Source organism: Nocardia sp. NBC_00508, from assembly GCF_036346875.1.
Lineage (GTDB): Bacteria > Actinomycetota > Actinomycetes > Mycobacteriales > Mycobacteriaceae > Nocardia.
In genome coordinates this window covers 4,708,575-4,729,741 of the sequence record NZ_CP107852.1, presented here as the reverse complement: position 1 = coordinate 4,729,741, position 21,167 = coordinate 4,708,575, and the positions used below count along the sequence as shown (strand labels likewise).

General features: G+C 68.3%; 7 protein-coding genes. 1 reads left to right on the top strand and 6 read right to left on the bottom strand.

The features are described from left to right. Nucleotides 1-18: 18 nt before the first annotated feature. Together glyA and OHA40_RS20870 are read right to left on the bottom strand one after the other, a co-directional pair. On the bottom strand, nt 19-1,314 hold the full coding sequence (glyA, locus tag OHA40_RS20875) for a serine hydroxymethyltransferase (RefSeq protein WP_330228577.1): 1,296 nt from the start codon (nt 1,312-1,314) through the stop codon (nt 19-21). 4 nt (nt 1,315-1,318) lie between these two features. Continuing rightward, entirely contained in the window at nt 1,319-1,918 is a 600-nt protein-coding gene (locus tag OHA40_RS20870) for a TetR/AcrR family transcriptional regulator (protein WP_330228576.1), read from the bottom strand. A 93-nt stretch (nt 1,919-2,011) separates the two neighbouring features. On the opposite strand from OHA40_RS20870, the gene OHA40_RS20865 reads away from it, so the two are divergent. Next, nucleotides 2,012-2,464: a PaaI family thioesterase gene (locus OHA40_RS20865; protein WP_330228575.1), complete on the top strand. Its 453-nt coding sequence runs from the start codon at nt 2,012-2,014 to the stop codon at nt 2,462-2,464. Nucleotides 2,465-2,805: 341 nt separating this feature from the next. Here the strand turns inward: OHA40_RS20865 and OHA40_RS20860 are convergent, their stop codons facing one another. From OHA40_RS20860 to OHA40_RS20845, 4 genes are all read right to left on the bottom strand, one after another. After that, complete coding sequence (locus OHA40_RS20860) at nt 2,806-4,005, bottom strand: DUF885 domain-containing protein (RefSeq protein ID WP_330228574.1); 1,200 nt, start codon at nt 4,003-4,005, stop codon at nt 2,806-2,808. A gap of 64 nt (nt 4,006-4,069) precedes the next feature. Beyond that, nucleotides 4,070-5,434: a wax ester/triacylglycerol synthase domain-containing protein gene (locus tag OHA40_RS20855; RefSeq protein WP_330228573.1), complete on the bottom strand. Its 1,365-nt coding sequence runs from the start codon at nt 5,432-5,434 to the stop codon at nt 4,070-4,072. A gap of 101 nt (nt 5,435-5,535) precedes the next feature. Continuing rightward, nucleotides 5,536-6,456 (bottom strand): aldo/keto reductase, encoded by a 921-nt coding sequence (locus OHA40_RS20850; protein ID WP_330228572.1) that lies wholly within the window; start codon nt 6,454-6,456, stop codon nt 5,536-5,538. 25 nt (nt 6,457-6,481) lie between these two features. Further along, the gene (locus OHA40_RS20845; RefSeq protein WP_330228571.1) at nt 6,482-20,839 is read right to left on the bottom strand and encodes an amino acid adenylation domain-containing protein; all 14,358 of its coding nucleotides are present in this window, start codon (nt 20,837-20,839) and stop codon (nt 6,482-6,484) included. Nucleotides 20,840-21,167: the final 328 nt, after the last annotated feature.

The following is a 21,167-nucleotide window of genomic DNA, read 5'->3' as shown; positions in this document are numbered from 1 at the left end:
GCGCGAAGCACAGTCGGCTCAGCCGAGCAGGCGCCAGTCCTCGAGACCGTCGTACAGCGGAACGTCCTTGGCCAGCTTGCTCACCCTGGCGCGCAGCGAGTCCAGGTCGGCGGTACCGGCCAGCGCGCTGGCGATGATGTCGGCGACCTCGGCGAACTCGGTGTCGCCGAAGCCACGGGTGGCCAGGGCCGCGGTGCCGATCCGCAGGCCGGAGGTGACCATCGGCGGACGCGGGTCGAACGGAACGGCGTTGCGGTTCACCGTGATACCGATCTCGTGCAGCAGGTCTTCGCCCTGCTGGCCGTCGAGTTCGGAGTTGCGCAGATCGACCAGCACCAGGTGCACGTCGGTGCCGCCGGTGAGCACGCTGATGCCCTTGTCCTTGACGTCGGCGGCGGTGAGGCGCTCGGCGAGGATCTTCGCGCCCGACAGAGTGCGCTCCTGGCGGTCGCGGAACTCCTCGGTCGCGGCAATCTTGAAGGCGACGGCCTTGGCGGCGATGGCGTGCATCAGCGGCCCGCCCTGCTGGCCGGGGAACACCGAGCTGTTCAGCTTCTTGGCGTACTCCTGCTTGGCCAGGATCAGGCCGGAGCGCGGACCACCGAGCGTCTTGTGCACGGTCGAGGACACCACGTCGGCGTAGGGCACCGGCGAGGGGTGCAGCCCGGCGGCGACCAGACCGGCGAAGTGCGCCATATCCACCCACAGGTAGGCGCCCACCTCGTCGGCGATCGCGCGGAACGCCGCGAAGTCCTGGTGGCGCGGGTAGGCCGACCAGCCCGCCACGATCACCTTCGGACGCGCGCCCAAAGCGATGGTGCGCACCTCGTCCATGTCGACGCGGTGGTCTTCCTTGCTCACCCCGTAGGAGTGCACCTCGTAGAGCTTGCCGGAGAAGTTCAGGCGCATGCCGTGGGTGAGGTGACCGCCGTGCGCGAGGTCCAGGCCGAGCAGCTTGTCGCCCGGGTCCATCAGCGACATGAGCACCGCGGCATTCGCCTGCGCGCCGGAATGCGGCTGCACATTGGCGAATTCGGCGTCGAACAGCTCCTTGGCGCGGTTGCGCGCCAGGGTCTCCACCACGTCGACGTGCTCGCAGCCGCCGTAGTAGCGCCGTCCCGGGTAGCCCTCGGCGTACTTGTTGGTGAGCACGCTGCCCTGCGCCTGCAGCACCGCGCGCGGCACGAAGTTCTCGGAGGCGATCATCTCCAGGGTGTCGCGTTCGCGGGCGAGCTCGCCTGCCATCGCGGCAGCGAGTTCCGGATCGAGATCACCGAGAGACTGGGAATTGACAGAGGCGGTCGTCTGCGTCACGGACTCAGTCTATGGGCCGAGGGCCCGGCTCTCGAGCAGGGGGTTCATCCAGATAGTTCTCCAGCAGCAACGTGAGATGTCGCTGCGCGTCTTCCAGCGGCCGGGTGGATTTCATCGCACGCGCCTGCACGATGGCGCCTTCCATCGCACTGAACGCGAAACTGCTGAACGAGCGCGCATCCTCCGCCGACAGGCCCGCGGCGGTCAGCGCCGCGCCCAGCCGCTGGTGCCAGTCGGCGAAGACCGCGCCCGCGGCGGCCTGCACCCGGGGTTCGGACTCGGCGAGCGCCGCGCCGACGACCGGGCACCCCGCGCGGTACCCGGTCTTCTCCAGCGTGGTGATCCACCATTCGAGGAGCGACCCGAACCAGCGCTGCGGAGGCCCTGGCGTGATCTTGTCGATCACCGCACCGATCCGGTCGCCCGCGACCCGGGTCGCGGTCTCGACCAGCTCGCTCTTTCCGGAAGGAAAGTGCTGGTAGAGCGAATTGCGCGAGGCGTTGCTGCGTTCCAGCAGAGCCGCCAGCCCCGCGGCGTGCACGCCCTGCTCGCGGACCAGCTCGATAGCGCTGTCGATCAGCCTGGTGCGCGGCCCGGCGGTCACGCGATTTCCTCGTTCACGGTTGCGTGAACCGATCGGTCCATGTTGCAATCATGACAGATGTGGACCGATCGGTTCACCGAAAGGATGGGATTGATGTCCGAAACCACGCTCGACCTGGCTCAGCTGTCGGGTCTCGAGCTCCTGCGGACCGCGATGACCAGGGAGGATCGCCCGCCGTTCATCGGTGACCTACTCGGCATGGAGGTCGACGAACTCGAACACGGCAGGGTGGTCTTCGCGGTGCGCACCCGGCCCGACTTCGCCAACCCGCTCGGCACCACGCACGGCGGCATCTGCGCCACGCTGCTCGACTCGGTGATGGGTTGCGCGGTGCACACCACCTTGGCGGCGGGGGTCGGCTACACCACACTCGAACTGAAGATCAACTACATCCGGTCCGTCCCCACCGACGGACAGCGACTCACCGCTACCGGCACCACGATCCATGTCGGCCGCACCACCGCCACCGCCGAGGGACGGGTGGTCGACGAGCAGGGCCGCCTGGTCGCGCACGCCACCACTACCTGCGTCATTCTCCGCGGGTGACCGCTGACCGGAGGAGAATCACGATGCCCGAACGCACCTCGCGCGCCGAGGCCTGAGCCCCCGACACCGGGGACCCGAATTCATGGGGCTCGACGAGCCGTAACGAGAACGGGCCGCCCGAGCGGTGTTCCTGGTGACAGCTATTCAGGATCACCCAGTGGAGGAATGACCATGGTCGGCTTGGTTTCGGTACCCAACTCTCCCCTCGAGGCGCTACTGCGCACTCTTTCGCTCCTGCTGTGCAGCATCTCCTCGGGCGGGCAGGGCTGCGCCGTCATCCAGTAGCACTCCGAAACGGCGTGTGACCCGAGCGCAGTCGGGCCGCACGCCGCATCCGTCGTTCAGGCCGCGGCCCGCACCGCGCTCGGCGTAAGCGGTTCGTCGAGCAGCCTGCGGAACCGGTCCGCCCGGTCGTCGGCGTCGACCGCGCGATCGAGCCACCCGCCCAGCAGCCGATATCCCTCCACATAGGTGGAGATGTAGGCGCGCCATAGCGGCGAGGACAGGAACCGCAGCGACTGCCGCGCCCGATCCGGCGTCACCAGGCTCCAGATCTGCAAGAACTCCGCCACCTCGTCGTGCGAGCGCCGCCGGTCGTGTAGCAGCAGTGCGGCGTCCTGTCGCACGCCGAGCAGCTTGGCCGAGGCGTTCGAAAGTCGTTCGGCCCGTTCGCCGTCGAAGCGCAGGCCGAGGTCGGCGTAGATCTCCTGCGCCCACTTCCCCCAGCCCGGCCCGACGATGGAGCGCAGTGCCAGATCGGCCAGACCTTCCGCCATCAGGCACTGCGGCGTGTTCACCAGGAACAGCGTCTGCTCGGCCTGACCGTCGGCGACCAGCCCGGCCTCCTTGCGGCAGTGCTCGGTGTGGTGCCCCGGGTACGACTCATGTGCGATCAGCTGCGGCAGATGGGCCATGTGCTGTTTGAGGTCGGAGTTGATCGCGACCCGGGAGTGGTAGTTGCCCAGGTAGTAGTTGAATCCGGACCAGGGTTTGTCGCCGACCACCTCATAAGTGACGTGCTCGTGGTCGGGCAGCGGGTAGCGTGCGCGGACCAGCTCGCGTAGCGCGCTGGAGAACGCCTCGACGCAGACCGACAGGCGCTCCGGTGGGATCTCGTCGGCCTTGCGATGCGCGGCCATTCGTTCGGCCAAGGAGCCATCGCCCACGAGCACCTCGTCCATCTGCAGGTGCGCATCGCGGTAGTCGGCCACGTCGCCGGGCGCGATGTCGACGTCGAAGTAGGCCCGGACCTCCTCGACGAACCCGATCTCGTCTCCGGCGAACTTACGACCGGAACATTCCAGCGCCCGCAGGTGCACGTCGAGGAATTCCGCACGCTGCGGCGACAACCCGGCATCCGGTACCCCGGCGCGCAACTCGGCGGCGCGGCGAGCCAACTCGCGCGGCTGCGGCGTCGGCGCGTTCTGCACCGCGCGGCGCAGCGCCGGATCGCCGGTGTAGGCGTCGACGAAACCTTCCTCGAGTCGATCGAAGGCGAGGCCGAGCCGCAGGTATTCGGTCACGAGCGGTTGCGCTTCCATGCCAGCCGACACTAGCGCGGTTGGCGGGCACCCACATTACGGGCGTGCCCAGGACCGTCGATCGTCAGTCCGAGTCCCCGACGGCGGCGGCGATTTCGCGGAACGACTCCAGCAGGATGTCGCAGTAGTCGTCCAGGTCAGGAACGATCTCCGGATCACACGCCACGGACACGGTAAAACTGTCGCGCACGCCGACGAACGAGTGCGCCAGACCGATATCCGGGTAGACCGGCGGCAGCATGCCCGCGAAGCGAAACGGCTTGTCCAGCAACGACCATTCGGCAGTCGGCTCACACTTGACGCTGGTCAAGATGGTATGGGCGACTGCGGGAGCGGCGGGCGGGAGCGTGCCGTACCTCGCCCGATAGACGCGGCTCGGCAGCAGGTCGACCAACTCCAGTCGAGTGAGTTCGCGGCGGCTCGACGCCGAGTGGCGACGTACCCGCAACGTGGCGTCGACGGCCCGGGCGCGACCGGCGAGATCGAGTTCTCCCGGGAACAGGTCGACCACATCGGCGCCGGTGTGATTGGCGCCCATCACCGCGGCATCGGGCACCGCGATGGTCACGAACGCCGCGAGATCGTCTGGGCACGCCGCACCCTGTTTGTCGAGATACCGCTGCATGGCGCGCGAGATCGCGGCCAGGCCGACGGCCGTCACGGTGATCCCCGATGCCCGGACCTCCCGCAGTTCCAACGGGATCGTCCGCATGACGCGTCCCGGACCGATCCGCCGGTTGAACACCGTTTCGCTACGCGGTGGCGTGCTCGGCCCGCTGTCGTCGTTGTCGCGTGCGATCCGCCGGTTCTCCGCCCCGACGCGGGCGTTGAAACGCATCACCTGGAACGGCCAACGCAACACGCCTCCCACGGCGGCCAGTCCCAGGCGCAGGCCGAGGCGCTTCGCGGCATGGCCGAGCCCCTCGATCCGCACCGGCGCGGGCTCGGGCGCGAACAATGCTTCCGACAGCGACGTCATGGCCGGGCCCGCCATGAGCGCATGACTGACATGCATCAGCACCACGGTGCCCGCGCCGCTCAGCGTGGGTATGCCGGATACCTCGGGGAACACGTGCAGCTGCCAAGCGCTGACCCGAGCATCCAGCGGCCGCTCCAGGATGCTTCCGATCCGGTCGAGACATCCCGTCCAGTCCAGGTCAGCGGCATGGGTGACCACGTGACTGTCGATGGGAGTGTCGTCGACGCCCCAGAACGGATGTCCGAGCCCGCCCGGCACCTCGTGAATCCGGCGGCGCAGTGGTTCGAGCAGCTCAGCCCGTTCGCCGACGTGACGGGCAATGTCGGCGGCGGTCGGCGGCGCACCGGTCTCGCTGTCGAACACCCACCACATCGGCCAGTCGGTGACGCGACCCGAGCGAGCGAAGTAGTAATAGGAGGCGTCATTGGCCACCAGCTGTGATTCGGGCATCCTGCTCTCATTGATCTCGGAGTTGCCGCACGCTATCGCCGAAAGGCCGAAATCGCCTGTCCGCCTGCGGAACAGCGCGAAGTCCTGGCCGGGTTGTGTCCTCAGCCGCGGGTCAGTTTCGGCAGCCGGAAACGCCGACCACGCGGCGCGGGAGCGCTCACCTCGGACAGGGCGGCGTATTCGTCGTCGGTGAGCGTGATGGTGGCGGCGGCGGTGTTCTCCTCCAGATGCGCCACGCTCGAGGTGCCGGGGATGGGCAGGAGGACCGGCGAACGACGCAGCAGCCAGGCGAGCGCGAGCTGGGATGGGCTCGCGTCGTCGCGCGTGAAGGTATCCAGGACACCACCGGGACGGGCGAGATCACCGGTGGCCATGGGGAACCAGGGAATGAACGCGATGTCGTTCGCCTCGGCGTACTCGAGCACGTCCTCCGCGTTCCGGTTGGCGAGGTTGTACATGTTCTGCACCGAGACGATGTCGACGACCTTGCGAGCCTGCTCGAGCTGGGCGACGGTCACCTCGGAGAGGCCGATGTGGCGGATCTTGCCCTCTTGCCGCAGCTGTGCCAGCTCACCGAGTTGGTCGGCCAGCGGCACCTTCGGGTCGATCCGGTGCAGTTGATAGAGATCGATGCGTTCGAGGCCGAGATGGCGCAGGCTCAGTTCGAGCTGTTGGCGCAGGTATTCGGGGCGGCCGACGGGACGCCAGTCACCGGGCCCCGGCCGGGTCAGGCCGGCCTTGGTGGCGATGACCAGGTCCTCGGAATACGGATGCAGTGCTCGGCGGATCAGCGTTTCACTGACGAACGGACCGTAGGAATCGGCGGTATCGATGAAGGTGATCCCGAGTTCCACGGCGCGGCGAAGGACGCGCACGGCCTCATCCGGATCCTTCGGGTCGCCCCAGACTCCCGGACCGGTGATCTGCATCGCGCCGTAACCCAGGCGATGGACCGGGAGATCGCCGCCCAGGGCAAAGGTGCCCGAAGCGGCGGCGGGACGTGACTCGGCTTGTGTGGTCATGTTTCCTTCCGAACAGGGGGCCTGATCACTCAGCGTGCGCGTCATCGCTCGGGACGGGAAAGAACCCCGAGTCGATGAAGGACTCGACATAGGCGTCCAGCGCAGCCGTATCGATCGGCGGGCAATGGATTCCGTGCCCGGCGAGCTCCGTACGAGTGTGGGTGTCGTCGACGGGGACCGCAACCCCGCCGTAATTGCCGCTGACCAGTGCGGCGCGCACCAGCGAGTCGTCGCCGGCCGCATCGCGTGCCGCGGCCTCCTCGGCCAGCTTGGTGGCGATCTCCTCGACCGCGGCGATCGCGACCGGGATCCCATGGCTACGCAGGGATCGGAAGATGTCGCGGATCGCCACCCGCTGCGAGTTCACCAGGTGATAGGCCGACCCATTGGTGGCTTCGGCTGCCAGCGCCACGATGGCACCGGCAACGTAGTTCACCGGTACCAGCGCCATATCGGCGTCGCCGGTGTCGGGGGCGAGACCGAGGATGGCGGCCGCGCGGATCATGTTCCAGAACGAGTCGTCGGCGCTGTTCACGCCGGTCCGCGGATCGCCGCAGACGATTCCGGGACGGTAGATGCTCACCGGCACACCGCGTTCACCCGCCTGCCGGACCAGTTGCTCGGCAACCCATTTACTGGCCACATATCCGTTCTGGGACACCTCATCGGCGCTCAGGACCGCGTCCTCGCGGCCACGGAAATCCGGTGCGGGTGCGGCCGGTATCGCCGCGTTGACGGTGGACACGAAATGCACGGGTTTGATCCGACCGGTGGTCGCCAGCCGCAACACCTCGCGGGTGCCCTCCACGTTGGCGGCGCGCAGCCGCGCATAGGGCTCGATGTGGTTCACCCGAGCACCGTTGTGGTAGATCACCTCGATCCGGTCCGCCAGCCGGGCATAGCCGAACTCGTCGAGTCCGAAGCGCGGCGCCGCCAGATCACCTGCGACAGCGACGATACGGCTGTCGTAAGCGTCGTCCCAGATACGGTACTTCTCCAGGGCGTTACGAATCCGCTTGGTCGCCCGCTCGTCATCGTCGCTGCGAACCAGGCACCAGACGCGTGCCCGGGTGCTGGACAGCAACTCCCGGAGCAGGTGTACGCCGACGAATCCGGTCGCACCGGTGAGCAGCACATCCATCGGGGTTTCCGAACTCGCCGGCCTGGCGCCGGCACCATCGATCTCCGGTTCCAGCACGGCATCGGTGGCGATCGTCGCGGAGTCGTCGGCCGAAACCACCACCGCGGGCTGGTCCAGGTTGTCGATGCGGGTAGCCAGACCGCGCACGGTGGGCGCGGTGAACAACGCCGCCATCGGCACGTCGATGCCGAGCCGAGCGGTCAGCGCACGCTGCAACGTGAACGCGAGCAGCGACGTGCCACCGAGATCGAAGAAATCGTCCTCGGCACCCGCCCGGGCGATGGCGAGAACCTCGACGAACGCCTCCGCCACTGTCTGCTCGGTCGGGGTCGCGGGCGCGACGAAATCGCGGGCCCGGAACACCGGCTGCGGCAGCGCGGCACGATTCAGCTTTCCGCTGTCGTTCATCGGGAAGGAATCGAGCACCATGATCGCCGACGGCACCATGTACGACGGCAGCACCTGCGCCAGCGACTCCCGCAGCGCGTCGGCCGCGAGGTCGGTCGCCGCGACCACGTAGGCGACCAGCTGGTCGCCGTTCTCCGACGCCGTCACCACGACCACCGCTTGGGCGACGGAGGGCTCGGCCAGCAGCGCGGCCTCGATCTCACCCAGCTCGATCCGGTGGCCGCGGATCTTCGCCTGGAAGTCGCTGCGTCCGAGATACTCCAGCACGCCGTCGGCACGGCGGCGCACCAGATCGCCTGTCCGGTACATCCGGGCACTCGGCGGCCCGTAGGGATCGGCGACGAATCGATCCGAGGTCAAGTCCGCACGCCGCAGGTAGCCGCGCGCCAATTGGTCTCCCGCCAAATACAATTCGCCGACAACACCAGCCGGCACCAGATGCAGCCGGGAATCCAGGACGTAGGTCCGGGTATTCCACTCCGCGACGCCGATCGGCACGGTGGCCCGGTCGCTCGTGGACGCGGGCCAGTACGTCACCGACACCGCCGCTTCGGTCGGCCCGTACAGGTTGTGCAGTCCGGCGCTCGACAGCGCCGCGAAGTCCGCGACGGTGCTGGGCGGCAACGCCTCACCGATGACGAAAACCGCACGCAGCGAGGCCAATTGCTCCGCTGTCGCTGCGGCCAGGAATACCTGCAGCACAGAGGGGACGAAGTCGGTGACCGTCACCCGGTTGGCGGCGATCAGATCGGCGATGTACCCCGGATCCCGTTGACCGCCCGGCGCGGCCAGCACCAGTCGCGCACCTACCCACAGCGGAACGAAGAAACCCCACAGCGACACGTCGAACGTAGTCGCCGTCTTCTGCAGGTAGACGTCGTCCGGCCCGAACGAATACTGCGCCGCCATCCATTCGATCTGGTTGGTGATCGCACCGTGCGACACCATCACGCCCTTGGGCCGACCGGTCGACCCCGACGTGAACAGCACGTACGCCGGATGGTCCGCGTGCAGAGGTGCACGCAACTCACCCATGGCGACGGGTTCGGCAGAATAGGCCGACAGGTCCAGAGCGTCGACATCGATCACCGGAACCCCGGATACGGGTACCGGATCGCCGTTGTCCGTGAGCACACACACGGGCTCGGCCACTTCCAGCACATACCCGATCCGCCCGGCCGGATGATCGAGATCCAGGGGCAGGTACGCACCGCCCGCGCTGAGCACCGCGTACATCGCGACCAGCAATTCCGGCGAACGCGGCAGCGCCATGGCGACCACGGACTCGGGACCGATCCCCTGCCCGATCAGATACCGGGCCAAGCGGTTGACGCGCGCGTCGAATTCCCGATAAGTCCAGGCGGTCTCGTCGTGCACCACGGCCACCGCGTCCGGTGTCGCGGCGACGGCACGGCGGAAGCCGGTCAACAGGAGACGCGCCGACACCGGGTGGGCCGTGTCGGCGGCGTCGGACAGCAGCCGCACTCGTTCGGCCGGATCGATCACATCGATGTCACCGAGCACCGCCGCGGGGTCGTGGGCGATCGCGGACAGCAGGCGCACGAACCGGTCGACGAAGCCCTGCACGGTGTCCTGGTCGAACATGTCGGAGGCGTAGCTGACCACCCCGCCGATCCCGGTGGGCGCGCCCGCACCGTCGTAGGCGTCGCCCACCATCCAATGCAGGTCGAACTGCGATACCTCGGCGCCGATATCCAGGCTCGAGATGGTGAGGTCCGGCAATTCCAGCGCGACGGGCTCCATATTCTGGAACGACAGTGCCACTTGGTACAGCGGATGCCGCGCCGTCGACCGGACCGGTTTCAGCGCGTCGACCAGCCGCTCGAACGGCACGTCCGCATTCGCGAACGCCTGGATATCGGTCTTGCGCTGCCGTCCGAGCAGGTCGGTGAAGGTTTCCCCGGCGTCGTATCGTGTGCGGAACACCAGGGTGTTGATGAACATGCCGACCAGGTCGTCCAGTACCGCCTCGCCCCGCCCGGCAACCGGCGAACCGATCGCGATGTCGTCGGTGCCCGACAACCGCGCCAGGAGCACCGCCAGGGCCGTGTGCACGACCATGAACAACGTCGCGCCTTCGGTTCGCGCCAATTCCGTCAGCGCACGGTGGGTTTCGGCATCGATGCGCACCGCCACCAGGCCTCCGGCGTAGGAGCGCGTCAGCGGACGCGGTCGATCCGACGGCAGGTCGAGCTGATCCGGAAGCCCGGCCAAAGCCTGCTTCCAGTAGGCGATCTGCTTGGCCGCCAACGATTCCGGATCGTCCTCGGCGCCGAGCAGGTCGCGCTGCCACATGCTGTAGTCGGCGTACTGCACCGGCAATGGCGCCCATGTCGGAATCTCCCCGGCACAGCGAGCCGCGTACGCGGTCATCAGATCCCGGGTCAGTGGGCCTATCGATGACCCGTCAGCGGCAATGTGGTGCACCACCATCGCCAGCACGTACTCGGGTGCCGCGCTGGAGTGACCCGAATTCGCCGCGCCGCTCAGATCGAACAGCACCACCCTGACCGGCATGTCGGTAGTGAGGTCGAAGACCGTACTCGCCAAGCCGACGACGGCGTCCGCCACCTCCGCCGGAGCTACGGCCCGGATCTCGAACTGCGGAACCGCCTGTGCCACAGGCAGAATCACTTGCACAGGAGCTGCGGGGCCCTGCGCTGAACCGGAATCCGAGTGCGGATAGATGGTGCGCAGGATCTCGTGGCGGGCCACCAGATCCCCGATCGCCGTCCGCAGCGCGTCCGTGTCGAGGGCACCGCTCAACCGCACCGCCAGCGGAACGTTGTAGGCCACCGAAGCGGTGTCGAGGCGGTTGAGGAACCACATGCCCTGCTGCCCCAAGGACAACGGAATCCGTTCCGGGCGCGGACCGGCGGTCAATGGCCGACGGCCCGCCCCGGTCGAAGCCTCGCCCAGGCGCGCCGCGAGCGCGGCCACCGTCGAGGCCTCGAAGAGCAACCGCACCGGGATCCGGGAGTCCAGTGCGGCCCCCAGCCGGGCGATGAGCCGGGTGGCGATCAGCGAGTTGCCCCCCAACTCGAAGAAGTCGTCGTCGGCGCCGACCGGCGTCGCGGCGTGGAGCAAATCGGTGAAGGCGCCCGCGACCAGTTCTTCCAGTGGCCCGGACGGCGCCCGGAATTCCCTGGCCTGCAGCACCGGCACGGGCAGCGCGGCGCGGTCTAGTTTGCCGACCGGAGTCAGCGGGATCTCGTCCAGCACCATGACGGTGGTGGGCACCATGTGCGCGGGCAGGCTGCGTTCGGCGAACGTGACGAGCTCGTCCGGCCGGGCGATCGCGCCGGCAGCGGCGTGCACGTACGAGACGAGAATCGTCGCGCCAGTGGGGAGTTTGTGCCCGATGGTGACGGCGAAGTCGACGGAGTCGTTGGACCCGAGGACCGCGTCGATCTCGCCGAGTTCGATGCGGAACCCGCGGATCTTGACCTGGAAATCGTTGCGACCGACATATTCCAGCCGACCGTCGGCCGTCCGCCTGGCCAGATCGCCGGTCCGGTACAGCCGCGCTGCACTCGGGTCGAACGGGTTCGCCACGAACCGTGCGGCCGTCAGCGCGGGTCGCTCGTGATATCCCCGCGCCACCTGCGCCCCGGTGATGTAGAGCTCACCGACGACCAGGTCCGGAACCGGATGCAGCCGCTGGTCCAGCACGTATTCGGTGATGCCGCGGATCGGCCCGCCGATGGTGACGGCCTCGCCCGGCACCAGCGGCGCGCTGATATTGGTCATGATCGTGGTCTCGGTCGGCCCGTAACCGTTGTAGAACTCGCGGGTGCGGCGCCCGGCGATCGGAATAGTCCAGCGCTGGACCAGATCCGGCGGGCACGCCTCACCACCGGCGATCACGACGCGAAGCTTGTCCAGGCCCGTCGGGTCGACCGACGCCAGAGCCGTGGGGGTGATGAACGCATGCGTCACCCGCTCCCGGCGCAGCAGCGCGGCCAGTTCCGCGCCGCCGTAGACGGTCGGCGCCGCCACGATCATGGTGGCGGCTCCGCCGATTGCCAGCAGCAGTTCCAGCACCGACGCGTCGAAGGACGGCGACGCGAAATGCAGTGTGCGTGAGGTGCTCGTGACCCGGTAGCGCTCGCGCTGTTCGTCGCAGAAGCTCGACAGCCCGGCCTGGGTGACGACCACGCCTTTGGGTTTACCGGTCGATCCGGAGGTGTAGATGACGTAGGCCGGGTGCTCCGCGCGCAACGGCCGGGTGCGATCCACGTCGGCAACCGGCGCGGCCGAGTAGTCGTCGAGCTGTCGATCGACATCGTCGGCATCGATGACCAGCCATTCCAGTTCGCCGGGCAGATCCGCGCGTACCTCGGCGATCGTCAGTCCCAGCACCGCATGCGAATCCGAGATCATGTGCGCGACCCGGTCCGCGGGATAGTTGGGATCCACCGGTACGAACCCGGCACCGGTCTTGGCGATGGCCCACACCGCGAGCACCGAGTCGAGCGACCGCGGAATGCCGATCGCGACCAGATCCTCCGGGCCGATGCCGCGGGCGATCAGCAGCCGAGCCAGCCGGGTCGACCGATCGTCGAGGTCGACATACTCCATTTCGGACAACCGCGTCGAGGCGTCCGCATAGACCACCGCGACGCCATCCGGATTGTTCTCCACCGCACCGGCCAGCAGCTCCGGCAGCATCGTGACGCCGGCCTGCTCGGCTGGGCTCGGCCGGGCGGGCCGGACCGGGGCGGTCAGTGCCGGGACGAGTTCGGCGGCGCCGAGTATGTCGATCTCGCCGATGACCGCGCGCGGATCGGCAGCGACCGCCGCGAGAATCCGCTCGAACCGCCAACCGAGCCGCTGTACGGTCGCTTCCTCGAAGAGATCCGTCGCGTAGGTGAATACGATGACGAGCTCGTCCGGCGTACCGTCCGCACGGTGGCGCGGCTCGATGATCACCTGGAGATCGAATTTCGCCACCACCTCGTCGGGCTGCAGCGCCGAGACCGTCAGTCCCGGCAGCTCGAGCGACGGCTGCTCGGTGTTCTGGAACGACAGCATCACCTGGAACAGCGGATTGCCCGCACCGACCGGAGCGGGGAGAACCGCCTCGACCACCCGCTCGAACGGGATGTCCGCGTTGGCGAAGGCGGAAAGATCGGTCTCGCGAACCTGGTCGACCAGTGCGGCGAACGTGGCGGCGCGATCGACCTCGGTCCGCAACGTCAAGGTGTTGACGAACATGCCGACCAGGTCGTCCAGGGCGGCCGCGCCGCGACCCGCGATCGGCGTGCCGATCGCGATATCGGAGCCGCCGGACAGCCGGGCCAGCAGCGCTGCCAATGCGGCATGGACGACCATGAACAGCGACGAATTGCGCTCGCGCGCGATGCGGGCCATACCCGCGTGCACCTGCGCGGGCACCACGACGCCGGTCGACGCGCCGCGCAGGGACGCGATCGCCGGGCGGGGGCGGTCCAACGGCAGCTGCGACGCCGCGGACACACCGGCGAGCTGCCGCCGCCAGTATGCCAACTGCTCTGCGGCCACGGAGCTCTCCTCATCTTCGGTACCGATGACCGCACGCTGCCAGACCGCGAAGTCAGCGTACTGTACCGTCAGGGGCGCCCAGTTGGGCGTCGTGCCGGCGATCCGCGCCAGGTAGGCGGTCACCAGGTCCCTGGCCAGCGGCGCGAGCGAGGAACCGTCCGCCGAGATGTGATGCACGACGAAGACGAGCAGGTGCTCGTCCGGGGCCGGGCCGGCGAACAACCGGATCCGCACGGGCGGATGCTCGGTGACGTCGAAACCCGCGGACAACAGTTTGGCGACCCATGCTGGATCGGCGGCGATGACCGTCTCGACCTCGAGCCCGTCCGGCAGCGTTTCGGCGGCCGACCGGATCTCCTGGTGCGGCGCCTCGTCCTGGCCGTGCACCGGGAACCGCGTGCGCAGCGCTTCGTGCCGCTCCAGCACATCCACTACCGCCTGCCGCAACGCGGGCACGTCGAGGGCGCCGGCAAGCCGGAGCGCGAACGGCAGGTTGTAGGCCGGAGACTCGGTATCGACCTGATTGAGCACCCACATGCGCTGCTGGGCCAGCGACAGCGGCACCAGATCCGGTCGCGCGGCCCGGGTCAATGGTGGGCGACTCGCGGCAACACCGGAGCCCGGCACGATGCCCGCCGCCAGTTCGGCGACCACCGGTGCGTCGAACAGCGTCCGCACCGACACCCGCGCGTCCAGCGCCGCGCTCAGCCGGGCCACGACCTGGGTGGCGACCAGCGAGTTGCCGCCGAGGGCGAAGAAGTCGTCGTCGACACCCACCCGCTCCGCACCGAGCACGTCGGCGAACACCCCGGCCACGATCTCCTCGATCGGGGTGGACGGCGCCCGGAACTCCCTGCCGGTGAACGTCGGCCGAGGCAATGCCTTGCGATCGAGCTTGCCGCTGGTGTTGAGCGGGAAGGCGGCCAACTCCACCGCCGTGGCCGGAACCATGTAGGCGGGCAGCGTCCGCGCCAGCGCAGGCAACAGCTGCGCCGGATCGATGCTGGCTCCCGGCGACGGCACCGCGTAGGCCACCAGCTGATCGCCGAGCTCCGACGGCACCACCACGACAACGGCCTGACTCACCGAGGGCTGCTCGAGCAGTGCCGATTCGATGTCACCGAGCTCGATGCGCTGACCACGGAACTTCACTTGGAAGTCGGTGCGGCCGAGGTATTCCAGAACGCCGTATTCCGCGACACCCTCACCGAGTCCGGCCGGAGCCGCGCCAACGGAGCGACCCGGCTCACGCCAGACCACCAGGTCGCCGGTCCGGTACATCCGCGCGCCGGGTTCGCCCCCGGACCCAACTCCTCCGAACGGGTCGGCCACGAACCGATCCGAGGTCAGGTCCGGGCGGGCCACGTAGCCGCGGGCCAGTTGGTCACCCGCCAGATAGAGCTCACCGGGAACGCCCGCCGGCACCGGTCGCAACCGCGAATCCAGCACGTAGACGCGGCTGTTCCACTGCGGCGATCCGATCGGCACCCTGGTGCGTTCGCCGCCGGACGCCTGCCAGGAAGTGATGGACACCGCGGCCTCGGTCGGTCCATACAGGTTGTGCACGGCGGCATCGGAGATCGCGCGCAGGGCGGCGACCGTCTCCGGCGGCAGCGCCTCGCCGATCGCGAACACATGCCGCAGGGTCGAGACGGCATCCGCCGCCGTGTGGGCCGCGAACACCGCGAGCATCGAGGGGACGAAGTCTGTGACGGTAACGCGCTGTGCCGCAATGGTTTCTGAGAGATAGACCGGGTCACGGTGGCCATCATGGGTGGCTACTACGAGCTTCGCGCCGACCCGCAACGGCATGAAATAGCCCCAGAGCGAGACGTCGAAGGTGGTGGCGGTCTTCTGGAAGTACACGTCGTCGACGCCCAACGGGTACTCGGCGAGCATCCACGTGATCTGGTTGTGGATCGCGCCGTGCGATACCGCGACCCCCTTCGGGCGGCCGGTGGAGCCCGACGTGAAGATCACGTACGCCGGGTTGTCCGGACGCACCGGTCGCGACAGTTCCTCGGCACGCAGCGGGGCACCGTCGAAGCCGTCCAGATCCTCGGTGTCGATGGACAGCACCGGAATCCCGTCCGGCACGGAGACGGCGTCCGCCGTCGTGGTGATCACGCACACCGGTTCCGCGGTGTTCAGGACGTGCTGGATTCGCTCGTCCGGATGATCCGGATCCAACGGCACGTAGGCGCCACCCGCGGTGATGATCGCATACATGCCGACCACCAGATCCAGCGAACGACGGACCGCGAGCCCCACCAGGGACTCCGCGCCGACTCCACGCGAGATCAGCAGGCGCGCAAGTCGATTGACCCGCTCGTCGAAGTCGCGGTAAGTCAGCTCGCGGCCCTCGTAGATCACCGCGACCTTGTCCGGATGCGCTTGTACCGCACGGCGGTAGCCGTCCAACAGTAGTTCCGGTTCGACCGGATGCCGGGTGTCGTTCCACTCGCGCAGGATTCGATCCCGCTCGCCGCTGATCAGCAGGATATCGATCGCGCCGACCCGTGCACCGGGATCACCGACCAGTGCCTCCAGCACCCCGAGCAGCCGTGCGGCGAGGGCTTCCACTTCGTCGGCGGTGAACCGGCTGCCCAGATACTTCCACGTAAGCTCGATCGTCGACGCCGAGTGCACCAGCATGGTCAGCGGGTAGTGGGTATCGTCCCGGAGACCGACACCGGTCACCGACATGCCGTCCACGGAACTGACGGCGGCGATCGCGTCCCGGTCGATCGGGTACGACTCGAAGATCAGCAAGGTGTCGAACTGCGCGCCGGCGCCGACGACCCGCTGGATATCGGTGAGACCCACGTAGTGGTGGTCGAGCAGCCCGGCTTGTTCGCGTTGCAGCCGCTCCAGGAACTCGCCGACCGTCAGCCGATCGTCCACGCGCACCCGCACCGGCAGCGTGTTGATGAACAAGCCCACCATGGACTCCACGCCGGTCAGCTCGCCCGGACGGCCGGACACCGTCGCGCCGAAGACCACGTCGCCGCGACCGGTGAGCCGCCCGAGCAGAATGCCCCACGCAGCCTGCACCAGAGTGTTCACCGTGACGCCGAGTTCGGCGGCGCGGCCGGTGATCCGGCGGGCGCCGTCGGCGTCGATCTCGGTGATCCGCTTCCCGATCTCGTAGTGCTCGGTCGTCTGCGGTTGCGGCGCGAGCTGAGTCGGCTCGTCCACGCCGGACAGCGCCTCCGCCCACACCTTCAGCGACGCTTCCTGATCCCGGCCGGCCAGCCAGCTCAAGAAGTTGCGGTAGGACGTCACCCGCGGCAGCGCGGACCGATCACCGCGCGTCGCGTACAGCACCAGCACATCACGCAGCAGCAGCGGGTTCGACCAGCCGTCGAGCAGGATGTGATGGCTGGTGATCACCAGGTGCCACTGCGGCTCGGTGGCACTCTCCCCGGAAACGTCGCCCGTGTCGCCGCTCGCCGGTCCGGAAAGCCCTCCTTGCGTGCGGTACAGGGTGAACCGCATCAGGGGCGCCGCGGACATATCGAAGTGGGTCTCGCGCTCCAGCGCGACCAACCGCTGTAGCTGCGCCGACTGCTCGGACTCGGGCAAGTGCGTCAGATCGACTTCGCGCCACGGCACCTCGACCCGGTCCATGACCAGCTGCACGGCCTGACCATCGGCATCGGTGACGAACGCGGCCCGCAGGTTCGGATAGCGGTCCAGCACCGCCTGCGCCGCCGCCCGCAGCCGCTCGACGTCCAAGCCGCCGCCCAGGTCGACCCTGGCCTGGGTGATGTACACATCGACACCCGACTGGGCCATCAGCGCGTGGAACAGCAGGCCGGACTGCAGCGGCGACAGCGGCCACACGTCCGACAGCGCCGGGTAATTCCGTTCCCATACGTCGATATCCGATTGGCCGACCGTGACCAGCGGCAGGTCCGACGGTGTCAGGCCACCGGCATCCGGCCGCTGTGCGTGCCGAGCCAGTGCGGCGAGCGCCGCGACCCACAGATCTGCGAGCTCCTGCACCCGCTCCCGGGACAACAGCCCCCTGGGGAAGGCGAACGACGCACCCAGCCGCGGACCGTCCCCGCCGTCGGTGACGATCGCGTTGAGGTCGATCACACCGTTCGCGGGCATGTCCGGATCCATCTCGGCATCCAGCTGCCCCAGATCCGCCACCGGCGCCCAACCCAGCTCGGCGAGTTCTCCACCGATCTCCCCCGCCGACACACGACCCAGATAGTTGAAGCTGATCTGCCCCGCGGCGCCCAGCTGTGCGGCGGTCTCCGGGTTCAGATAGCGCAGCAGGCCGTAGCCGAGACCCTTGTCCGGGATCGCCAGCAGCTGCTCTTTCACCGATTTCACGATGTCGCCCAAGGGCTTTCCGCCCTCGAACGCCGCATCCACGGCGGCGCCGGCGAGATTCAGCCGGACCGGATAGGCGCTGGTGAACCAACCCACCGTCCGGGACAGGTCCGCGCCCGCGACGACATCCTCCTCGCGTCCGTGGCCCTCCAGCTTGACCAGCACCGTGCCGCCGGACGTTTCGCCACGCCACTTGCTCACCGCCAGTGCCAGTGCCGACAGCAGGCCATCGTTGACGCCGCCGTGGTACCGGCCCGGGATCGCGGTCAGCACGGCATCGGTCACCTCCGCCGACAGCGTCACCTGCACGCGATCGACGGTGGCGAACGTGTCCACCGCCGGATCGAACGCGCGCGCACCGAGCGCCGGGTCCGCAGTGGCCGAAACCTGCTGCCAGAACGGAAGTTCCGCCACGCGCGCCGGGTGCTTCGCCGCGTCCACGAGGGCGTGCGCCCAGCGCCGCATCGAAGTTCCGTTGGCCGGGAGCGCCACCGGCTGCCCCCCGGCCAGCTGCGACCAGGCCACCGCCAGATCCGGAAGCAGAATCCGCCACGACACGCCGTCGACCACGAAGTGGTGGGCGACCACCAGCAACACATCGCGGCGGCCACTGGACCCGGCATCCGCCGATCCGTCCAGCTCGGTGCCGGTGAACGCGAACCAGACGAACTGCACCATGACCGCGTTCGACGGATCGAGCCGCCCCAAGGCCGCGTCGTATTCGGCACTTGCCCGCCGCGACAGCTCCGCATCGTCGACGTCCGCAGGCAGCTCGACCCGGCGTACGAGACTGCCGACGTCCACCGCGCCACGCTCCAGCGCCTCGAAGAGCCAGGCGGCGTCCGATACGGATCCCGCTGTCGCGGAAAGGGATTCCCCTTCGCTGCTGCGGCGCAACCGAGCGCGCAGCACATCGTGGTGATCGAACACCGCGCTGATGGTCGCGTTCAAGGTCGCCCGATCGATGCCTGCGGGCAGCCGCAGCGCCATCGACTGGGAGAACCGCTGATACGACGAGCCGTTGGCCAGCGTCCCCGCCATGATCGGCGGCAACGGAATCGCGCCCACCCCGCCGCCGGGCAGTTCCGCGAGCCGGTGCTGCTCCGACGTACCGTCGAGCGCGGCGATCTCGGCCAATGCCGCGACCGTGCGATGATCGAACACATCCCGTGCGGTGAACACCACCCCGCGCGCTTTGGCCCGCGCCACCAGCTGGATCGACAGGATCGAATCGCCACCCAGCGCGAAGAACGAGTCGTCGAGACCAACGCGTTCGACACCGAGCACCGTGGCGAACACCTCGGCGATGATGGACTCGGCCTCGCTCACGGGAGCACGGAATTCGCGTCCAACGAAGGCCGGCTCCGGCAGCGCGTTGCGGTCCAGCTTGCCGATCGGGGTGAGCGGAATCGTGTCGAGCACCACGATCGCCGCAGGCACCATGTACTCCGGCAACCGGCCCGCGACGAAGGTCGCGAGTTCTTCCGTGTCCACACCGGTCCCTGCATGCGGCAGCACATAGGACACCAGGACCTTCGCGCCGGACGGGAGCGTCTTGCCAAGGGTCGCCGCGTAATCGATTGCGGGATGGGCGGTCAGCGCATTATCGATCTCACCCAGCTCGATGCGGAAGCCACGGATCTTGACCTGGAAGTCCAACCGGCCCAGATACTCGAGGGTGCCGTCGGCCTCGTTGCGCCGCACCAGATCACCGGTCCGATACAACCGTGCCCCCGGAGCGCGTCCGGTGGACGGGTCACCGGTCTCCGCGCCGAACGGACTGGCCACGAACCGCTCCGCGGTCAGGCCCGGCCGCCCGAGATATCCCTGAGCCAGCGCAGGCCCGGACAAGTACAACTCCCCGATCACCCCGGCCGGCACCGGCCGCAACCGCGCATCCAGCACGAACGCACCCACCCCCGCGATCGCGCTGCCGATCGTGACCGGCTCGCTGGGCCGCAATGGCCCGCTCACGGTCGCCCATACCGTGACCTCGGTCGGACCGTACCCGTTGACGAACAGCCGATCGTCACGCGCCCAGCGCCCGATCAGATCCGGACTGCACTCTTCGCCGCCGACCTCCACGACCTCCAGATCGTCGAGCCCGGCCGGATCCACCGACTCCAGTGCACCCGGCGTGATCACGATGTGCGTCACCCGCTCCCGCCGCAGCAGATCCGCCAACTCAGGGCCACCGAACGCGTGCGGCGGCGCCACCACCAGCGTCGCCCCGGACGAGAAGGCCAGCAACAGTTCCAGCACCGAGGCGTCGAAATTGGGCGAGCATACGTGCAGGATGCGCGAACCCTGGTGCACCCGGAGGGCTTCCCGCGCCGCGGCCACCAGCGCACCGAGACCGGTATGGGTGACCACCACGCCCTTGGGCTTCCCGGTCGAACCCGAGGTGTAGATGACGTAGGCGGGATGCCGGGGATCGACCGGCCGCACCCGGTCGGCGTAGGAGATCGGATGCCCCGGCCGCTCGGCGATTCGCGCGGCGTGCGCCGGATCATCGAGCTCGACCCAGTCCACACCCGAGCCGAGCGCTTGCCGGTGTGCCGTGACGGTCAACCCCAGCACCGCACCCGAATCCGAGAGGATGTGCGCGATCCGCTCCGGCGGATACGCCGGATCCACCGGTACGTACGCGGCGCCCGTCTTCGCGACCGCCCAGACGGCCAGCACGGATTCGATGCTGCGCGTCATCCCGATGGCCACCGTGTCACCGGCGCCGATCCGGTGGGCTATGAGCTCGCGCGCCAACCGCGACGACAACTCGTCGAGCTCCCGATAGGTCAACTGCCGATCGTCGGACGGATCGCCCGACGGATTGAACCGGACGGCGACGGCGCCTGCGGCGGATTCCACCGCGGCCGTGAGCAGACTCCCGAAGAGTAGACCGACCCGGCGACGACCACGCGGGGCACGACGATCTCTACTCATTCTGGCATTTCACCTCTCGCCGCTGTTCGGACTTTTTTGCAGGAAGAAACTCATCTAAAACAAACACGCACTTCGCGAACCGAATGCTCCACCATCGCGAACAAATCAGCGACCCTACCAAATGAAATAGCCTGTATGTTCCCAACACTGGGAATATACAGATGCCGCAGTTGCGTACCGGAAACAATCCCCTCTCGCCGGGCCTATGTCGCGACCTCGACAAGACCCGAGGAATCGGTTCGCAGCCGCGGTAGATGCGCCCGACCGAGGCGGGAAGGTCGCCGCAGGCGCGCCGAAAAACATGCATCTACCTGGAATTTCTATCACT